Origin of the sequence: Streptomyces sp. F63 (assembly GCF_018070345.1) — a bacterium.
Taxonomy (GTDB): domain Bacteria; phylum Actinomycetota; class Actinomycetes; order Streptomycetales; family Streptomycetaceae; genus Streptomyces.
Map to the genome: position 1 here is coordinate 1 of NZ_JAGPXX010000057.1, position 7,688 is coordinate 7,688.

Here is a 7,688-nt window from a genome sequence, read left to right on the forward strand (position 1 = left end):
GGCGTGGACGGGGGCGGGGGCGGCGGGGCGGCGAGTGGGCGGTCGGTCGGGGTCCGCGGTGGTCGCGAAGGTCTAGAGCGAGGGGCCGAGGATCCATCCGGCGATCTCGCGGATCGCTCCGTCTCCCCCGCGGGTGGTCGTCACCGCGCGGGCGGCGCCGCGGACGATGTCGTGGGCGTCGGCGACCGCCACGGGCCAGCCGACGAGGCCGAAGCAGGGCAGGTCGTTCACGTCGTTGCCGGCGTAGAGCACGCGCTCGGGGGCGATGCCCTCCTCCTCGCACCACTGTTTGAGCGCGAGGTCCTTCCGGTCGATGCCGTGGAGGACGGGAATCCGCAGCTTGCGGGCCCGGGCGGCGACGACCGGGTTCTGCTCCGTGGACAGGATCAGCAGCTTCAGACCGCCGGCCCGCCGGAGCGCGGCGATGCCGAGTCCGTCGCCGCGGTGCACGGCGACCATCTCCCGTCCGTCGGAGTCGACGTACACCCTGTCGTCGGTCTGGGTGCCGTCGAAGTCGAGTACCACCGCGTCGACGTCCTCGCGGGTGGGGAGCGCCCGGGGCCGGGTCGCGGCGTCCCCGCCGGTGCCCGAGGGGGCGTCCAGCAGGGGTGCGAGAGCGCGGGCGCGGGCCAGGTCGTGCGGGTCGTCGATCTCCAGGACCCGGGCCGGGTCAGTGCGCACGGGCACGGTGCGGCCGAAGAAGCGGTGGCCGGCCTCGCGGAAGCCCGCGGCGTCCATCGCGTACGCGGCCCCGGTCTCCAGGAAGTCCTGGGGGCGGTCCTGGCGGCGGGGGCGGTGCGACTTGTCGTGGTTGACGCCCACACCGTCGACGCCCTCCGTGCCGCCGGCCTCCCCGGTGCCTCCGGTCTCGCGCCAGACGAAGCCGTGGAAGGGCGCGACGGTCAGCGCGCTGTCGGCGCCGTCCTCGGCCACCGCCGCGGCCACTCCGTCGATGTCCTCGCGGAGCAGGAACGGGCTGGTGCACTGCACGAGCAGGACGACGTCCGTACCGCTGCCGTGCCGCGCCTCGTGGGCGTCCATGGCGTGCAGCACGGCGGCCTCGCTGGTCGCCGTGTCACCCGCGATACCGGCCGGGCGGTTCACCACCTCGGCCCCGGCCTCCAGGGCCGCGGCGGCGATGGCGTCGTCGTCGGTGGAGACGACGACGTCCGTGACGAGACGGCTCGCCAGGCACTCCCGGACGGCGCGCACGACCAGCGGCACGCCGCCGACCGCGGCGAGGTTCTTGCCGGGCACGCCCTTCGACCCGCCCCGGGCCGGGATGACCGCCAGTACGGACGGCCGGCCCTTCGCGGGGCGGCTCGCGGGCCGGCCCGCTGTCTCTGCTCCGGCCTGCGGCATGGTGGCTCCTTCGGAGGGCCCTGGGGCCCCGGTCTGCCCGCTCCGGGGCGGCGGCTGCCGCCGTTCCCGGAGAGCGGATGGGGATGCGGATGCGGATGCGGATGACGCCGCCGGCGGCGGCACGGAGGCCGGTGCCGCGGGCGTGGACGAGCCCTCGGACGGGGGCGCCGGCGGGCCGGCGGACACGTCCCGGCGGCCGTTCACAGCTCCCCCAGCCGGCGGATGACGGGCGCAACGCGCTGCACTCCGTGGCGGTAGGCACCGCGCGCCGCGTCGCGCACGGCACCCCGGACGGCCTGCCGGACCCCGCCTGCCGCTGTGTCGTCCGCGCCCGAGCCGGTCGGCTCACCGCGGGTGTCCAGGCCGTAGCGGGTCAGGATGCCGGGCAGGTAGCCGGGGGCGGTGGCGGTCGTGTAGTACGGCGCGATGGGTGGAAGGGCGGGCCGGGCCAGCAGCTCGGCGATCCGCTCGCGGGCGGCGTCGAAGGCGTGCTCGTAGTGCCCGTCGGCGGCCACTCCCTGCCGTGCGAGCCAGGAGCGGTCCGGCTCCGGCCGGTGCCCGGCGTCGAGTTCGTCCCAGGAGGCCAGACAGCCGGAGCCCAGGAAGTGGTGGTTGCCGAGCGCCTCGCGGATGCCCAGGTCGGTCAGGACGGCCGTGGGGATCCCCCGGTGCAGCGCCTCCAGGGCGGCGGTGGAACTGACCGTGACCAGCAGGTCCGTGCGGTCCAGCACCTCGCCCATGTGCCCGTACACCAGGCGGCAGTTGGCGGGGAGGCCGCCGGGCAGCCTGGCCACCAGCTTCTGGTACGGCAGTTCCTCGATGTGCGTGGTGTGCTCGCCGGGCTTGCTGCGCAGCTTGATCAGCACCTCGCGGTCCGGGTGCAGCCGCGCGTGCCCGGCGGCCCGGCGCAGCAGGTGGTCGCGGCCCGCACGGTTGTCCGGTACGGACGGCTGGACGGCGAAGCAGACGGTGTACGGGCGCTCCCCCGGAGCCGGCTCCCGGTAGGTCTCGCCCCCGAGGAACGGCAGGGCCGCCTCGACGACGCTCTGCGTACCGGCGCGTACACCGGCGTAGACGGCGCGGAAACGTTCCGCGTCGTGGCGGGAGTTGGCCAGGACCACATCGGCGCCGTGCCGCAGCAGCAGACCGTCGGCCAGCTTCTCGTAGACCACGCCCACATAGCCGGTGACCACGACGGGGCGCCTGCGCGGCGGCTCCGGTGCGGTGACCGTCCCCGGAGCGGGAGCGGGAGCGGTGCCGGGGGCGGGAGCGGTGCCGGGGGCGGGAGCGGTGCCGGGGGCGGGAGCGGTGCCGGGGGCTGCGGCGGCACCCGCGGCTTCGCCGGCCGCGTTCCGCCCCGCCCCGCCGGACCCGGAAGTGGCGCGGGCCAGGCCGTGCAGCATCGCCTGGACGGCACCGCCGACGCACGCCAGGACGACCACGTCGTACGGCTCGCCGGTGACCGCACGGAGAAAACCGGCGGTGGTCACCTCGCGGAGGGAGTCCGCGCGGACCCCCACCTCGTCGAGCTGACGGGCGGTCGGCGTGGCTCGTCCGCGCAGGAGGAAGCCGTCGAGCCGGTGATCCGGCGCGATGCGGTGCGCGGTGAGCGCGCCCCATTTCCATCGCGTATCGGAATCGGCGAGCACGGCGACCCGCGGACGAGGACTGGTACTGGCTGGCACGTCGAAGACGCTAGGAAGCCTTTTCGTTTCCCGGCCCAACGCCATCTCAACAAAGGGTTAACAGGAAGTCGCCGGTCGGCGAATCGACGTACGCGGAAGCCGAGTTAACCATTCCGCCATGCTTCGTTCACCGGAATTCTCACCCATGGACAAGACGAATGACTGGCCCCCGCCTAACGTCGCCGAGGTGGTCAAGCTCTCCGTCATCGTGCCCTTTTACAACGTCCAGTCGTTCGCACCCGACGCACTCAGAAGTCTGCACGCCAACGCGCGCCGGGATTTCGAATTCATCCTCGTTGACGACTGCTCCACGGACGGAACGCCGGAAATCCTGGCCCGCGCCGAGCGCGAGCTCCCCGGCGCCGTGGTGCTGCGCCACGAGAAGAACAGCGGCCTCGCCACCGCGCGCAACACGGGCATCGACGCGGCCCGCGGCGAGTACCTGACCTTCCTCGACGGCGACGACTGGCTCGCCCCCGGCCACTACGGGGATCTCGTCGCCGCCATCGAGGACTTCGGCTGCGACTTCCTCCGCACCGACCACATCGAGAACACCGGCCGAAGCCGCTCCCTCCGCCGCGTACCACACGGTCCCCGCCAGGTCGTCATGAACCCGCGCGACGCCATCCTGCCCGCCGAGCGCTCCACCTCCGTCGACTACGCCTACGCGTGGGCGGGCATCTACCACCGGCGGCTCGCGGACAACGGCGTACTGCGCTTCCGGGACGGCCTGCGCACCGCCGAGGACCGGCCGTGGATCTGGCGCCTGCACCGGGAGGCCGAGTCCTTCGCCGTCGTCGGGCTGCACGGCGTCTTCTACCGGCGCGGTGTCACCACGTCCCTGACGCAGATCGGCGACGTCCGGCAACTGGACTTCATCCGCGCACTCGACCAGGTCGTCGAGGAGACCGCCCGGGACCGGGACGCGGACCGGCTGCTCCCGAAGGCAGTACGGACATACTGCGCGATCATCGCCCACCATCTCGGAAACATGGAGAGGTTCGAACCGGCCGTGGCACGTAAGTTGCGCTCGATGAGCGCCGCAGCCCTGCGGCGCATGCCGCAGGACGTCCTCAAGGACGCCCTCGACTCGATGGACCTGCGGCGCGGCTCACGGCTCCGGCGGCTGCGCCGGCGGGCCGTCCTCCCCGGCACGGAGGTGGCGGCCTGATGCCCGGCCCCGCCGACCGCGACGCGACCGCCCCCGCCGACGCCGCCCCCACCGACGCCGCCGACGCCCCCCGGAAGCCGGACGGCACGGACGGCACGGACAGCACGGACAGCACCGTCGCGGAGACCGCCCGGAAGACCTCGCCCGGTAGTACGTCCCGCCGGAGCCGGACGCAGATCTTCGTCGCCTCCACCCTCTACGGCGCCGCGACGCTCGCTGCCGCCCTCGACGCGGGCTGCTTCCAGCCGTGCCGCCGCCGGCTGCTGCTCGTCAGCAACAACGCCGCCACACCGGAGACCGCGCCCCCACTCGACGCCATGCCCGGCTTCCACCCCCTGCGGTCCCGCTTCGACCGGGTGCTGTCCTGGAACGACACCATCAGCCCGTACCACCCCAGCGGCTGGGGCCCGCGCCCCGACGACGTACCACTGTGGGAGCGTCAGCTGCGGCTGCTGTGGGACCTGGGCGACGACGACGTGGAGGTCATCGTCGAGTCGATCCAGGTCAACCCCGCTCTGGCGCTGGCACAGCTGTTCCCCGACGCCGCCGTCGACGTGTACGCCGACGGGCTGATGAGCTACGGACCCACCCGCAACAAGATCGACGCGCTCGTCGGCACCCGCATCCGCCGGCTGCTCCACCTCGACCTGGTTCCGGGCCTGCGGCCCCTGCTGCTCACCGAGTTCGGGGTCGAACAGCGGATCGTCCCCACCGAAGCCTTCACCTCCGTACTCGCCGAGGTGGCCGCCGCCGTGGACGACGACGTGCTGCCCGCGCGCGTCCCCGCCCCCTCCCCGGACCCCGGCTCCGCCTCCCCGGACCCCGGCTCCGCCGCGGAGGCCGGAGACAACCGCGCCCCGGCCCTGCTGCTGGGGCAGTACCTCTCCGCACTCGGCATCCTCACCACCGAGGAGGAGGAACGGCTCCACGTGCGGATGCTGCGCGGAGTGGCCGCGCTCGGCCACCACCACGTCGTCTTCAAACCCCACCCGACCGCGCCCGCGCGCTGGTCGCGGATGCTGGAGAAGGAAGCCGGTGAACTCGGTGTCGAACTGACCGTCCTGGACACCCCGGTGCTCGCCGAGGTGCTCTACGAGCGCACGAGGCCCGCGCTCGTCGTCGGCTGCTTCTCCACCGCACTGCTGACGGCTGCGGCCTTCTACCGGCTGCCGGTCGCCCGGACCGGTACGGAACTGCTGCTGGAACGGCTCAGCCCGTACCAGAACAGCAACCGGGTGCCCGTCACCATCGTCGACGCGATGCTGCCCGACCTGGACGCCGACCGTGCCGTGCTCCGCGACGCCACCACCCCCGCACTGCTGCGCTCGGGGGGACAACTGACCGATCTGGTCACGGCCGTCGGGTACGCCATGCAGGCACAACTCCACCCGCGCCTGCGGCCGGTGGCGGAACGCTACCTCCGCGATCACCTGGACCGTTACACCTGGCGCTACTTCAAGCGGCGCCGTCTCACCGCACTCGGGCTGCCCGGCGCCGTCCCGTCCCAACTCGCCTTCCTGCCGCGCAATCCGACGGTACGGCGGGCCGTCCGGCGAGCCCGCAGGGTGCAACGCAGGATCACGGGCAAGCGGGGCGGAACCCGATGACGGGCTTCACATGACGGACACCGACACCGACACCGGCGCCGGCGCCCTGCGCACTGTGCCGCCGCCGACAACAACAACAGCGACGACAGAGACGGAGACAGGGGCGGGGACGAAGGCGGAGGCGGAGGCGGAGGCAACCGTGCCGGCGGTGGCGCTGTGCAGCCCGGGTTCCCCGGCTTCCCCGGCTTCACCGGCTTCCCCGGCTTCCCCGGCTATCGCGGCCCCGCCCGGTGCTGCGGGTCCGTCCGATGCATCCGGGCCGCCCAGCGCATCCCGTGAAGCCACCCTGCCGGGCGCGGGGCTGGAGGGCAGCGCGGCAGGCGAGCACCGGCGACCGCAGCCCCGGCTGTACGCCCTCGACGGACTGCGGCTCGTCGCCGCCCTGATGGTCGCCTGCTACCACTACGGCGGCCGGAACGGCGACATCGGACGTGCCTGGGGCACCTCGCCCGCCGACCAGTTCCCCAGCGCCTCACAGGTCTTCTCCTACGGCAGCCTGGGCGTGCAGATCTTCTTCGTCATCAGCGGCTTCGTGATCTGCATGAGCGGCTGGGGCCGCCCCCTGCGCTCCTTCTTCGCCTCCCGCGTGGCCCGGCTCTACCCGGCCTACTGGGCGGCGGTCGTGCTCGTCACGCTCGTCTTCGCGCTGCCGTGGGTGGGGTACGACGCCGTCTCGCCCAGTGACGCACTGGTCAACATGACGATGCTGCAGGAACCGCTGGGCGCCGAGCGGGTTCTGGGCGTGGACTGGACGCTCTGGGTGGAGCTGCGGTTCTACGTCCTCTTCGCGCTGTTCGTGGTGGTGCCCGGTGCGACGAGAGGGCGCGTGCTGATGTTCTGCGCCGCGTGGACACTGGCAGCGGCGATGGCCCGGGCAAGCGGGGAACCACTGCCGTCCATCGTCCTGATGCCGGAGCACTCGGCCTTCTTCGTGGGCGGCATCGGCCTCTTCCTGCTGTACCGGGACCGGCGCGACGCAGTCGCGTGGGGCGTTGTGGGCATCAGCTGGCTCATCGGCCAGAAGTACGCCGTGGACAACCTCTGGCACCCTGCGGATGTGCCGGCCTTCTCGTACCGCTCGTCGCTGGTCATCGTCCTGATCGTCACAGCCGGTTTCGTGGCGGTCGGCCTCGTTGCGCTCGGATACCTGCGGTGGGCGAACTGGAAGTGGCTGACGGTCGCGGGCGCGCTGACCTATCCGTTCTATCTGGTGCACGAGCATCTGGGCTGGGTAGCGGTGCAGTTGCTGCACCGGACGTGGGAAGTGCCGTCGGCCGCGACGTTCGCCGGAACGCTCGCCGGAATGCTGGTGCTGGCATGGCTACTGCACCGCTGGGTGGAACGGCCGTTGACTCCATGGATGAAGCAGGCACTGGCGGACACGCACCGACGACAGGAGAGTGCTACGGCAACGGGGACGCGAACTGCCGGTAGCCGGTAGCCGGTAGCCGGTAGCCGGTAGCCGAGGGTCGGTAGCCGAGGGTCGGTCGTGAGCGTCAGTCGCCGCGTGGCCGGGGCGAGGGGACGGGGCGAGGGCCCGGGGGGCCGTAAGTGCCGCGATGCGGGCTGCGCATCGAACCCCGATGCGGCCATGCAGACAAGCGCTCCCCGTGGGTACTCGTCCGGGACCATCGGTCGCGGCAGGGCGCCGGAGGGACAGCACGGCGATGCCAAGGGGTGCGTTGGGGATTATCCGACCCCGCCTTTTGCATCGTCTCCCGCACCGACCGGACTTCGCTGTGGTGGCGAAAGGCCGTTGTGGGTTGTCCGTTGAGTTGTGGTGGGGGTTGGGGCGCCGGGTGGGCGGCGCGGTGGTGGTGGCGGGTGGGGTGCGGGCTGTCCGTGGTTGTCGTGGTGGGGGTT

At 72.8% G+C, this 7,688-nt stretch carries 5 protein-coding genes; 3 read left to right on the forward strand and 2 right to left on the reverse strand.

What is annotated here, in order from left to right:
* Positions 1-72: 72 nt before the first annotated feature.
* Positions 73-1,362: an acylneuraminate cytidylyltransferase gene (locus tag KBZ10_RS28710; RefSeq protein WP_210990673.1), complete on the reverse strand. Its 1,290-nt coding sequence runs from the start codon at positions 1,360-1,362 to the stop codon at positions 73-75.
* 200 nt (positions 1,363-1,562) lie between these two features.
* Entirely contained in the window at positions 1,563-3,047 is a 1,485-nt protein-coding gene (locus KBZ10_RS28715; RefSeq protein WP_210990674.1) for a DUF6716 putative glycosyltransferase, read from the reverse strand.
* Positions 3,048-3,234: 187 nt separating this feature from the next.
* On the opposite strand from KBZ10_RS28715, the gene KBZ10_RS28720 reads away from it, so the two are divergent.
* The 3 genes from KBZ10_RS28720 to KBZ10_RS28730 are packed head-to-tail and all read left to right on the forward strand — an operon-like array spanning position 3,235 to position 7,266.
* Positions 3,235-4,218 (forward strand): glycosyltransferase family 2 protein, encoded by a 984-nt coding sequence (locus KBZ10_RS28720; protein ID WP_210990676.1) that lies wholly within the window; start codon positions 3,235-3,237, stop codon positions 4,216-4,218.
* Positions 4,218-5,825 (forward strand): alpha-2,8-polysialyltransferase family protein, encoded by a 1,608-nt coding sequence (locus KBZ10_RS28725; protein ID WP_247703151.1) that lies wholly within the window; start codon positions 4,218-4,220, stop codon positions 5,823-5,825. The genes KBZ10_RS28720 and KBZ10_RS28725 overlap by 1 nt, the downstream gene beginning before the upstream one ends.
* Positions 5,826-5,835: 10 nt before the next feature.
* Positions 5,836-7,266, forward strand: coding sequence for an acyltransferase (locus tag KBZ10_RS28730; RefSeq protein ID WP_210990675.1), 1,431 nt, complete (start codon positions 5,836-5,838; stop codon positions 7,264-7,266).
* Positions 7,267-7,688 lie beyond the last annotated feature (422 nt).

Coding starts and splice junctions, on each gene's coding strand:
- KBZ10_RS28710 (WP_210990673.1), bottom strand. CDS start 1,362: ATGCCGCAGGCCGGAGCAGAGACAGCGGGCCGGCCCGCGAGCCGCCCC.
- KBZ10_RS28725 (WP_247703151.1), top strand. CDS start 4,218: ATGCCCGGCCCCGCCGACCGCGACGCGACCGCCCCCGCCGACGCCGCC.
- KBZ10_RS28730 (WP_210990675.1), top strand. CDS start 5,836: ATGACGGACACCGACACCGACACCGGCGCCGGCGCCCTGCGCACTGTG.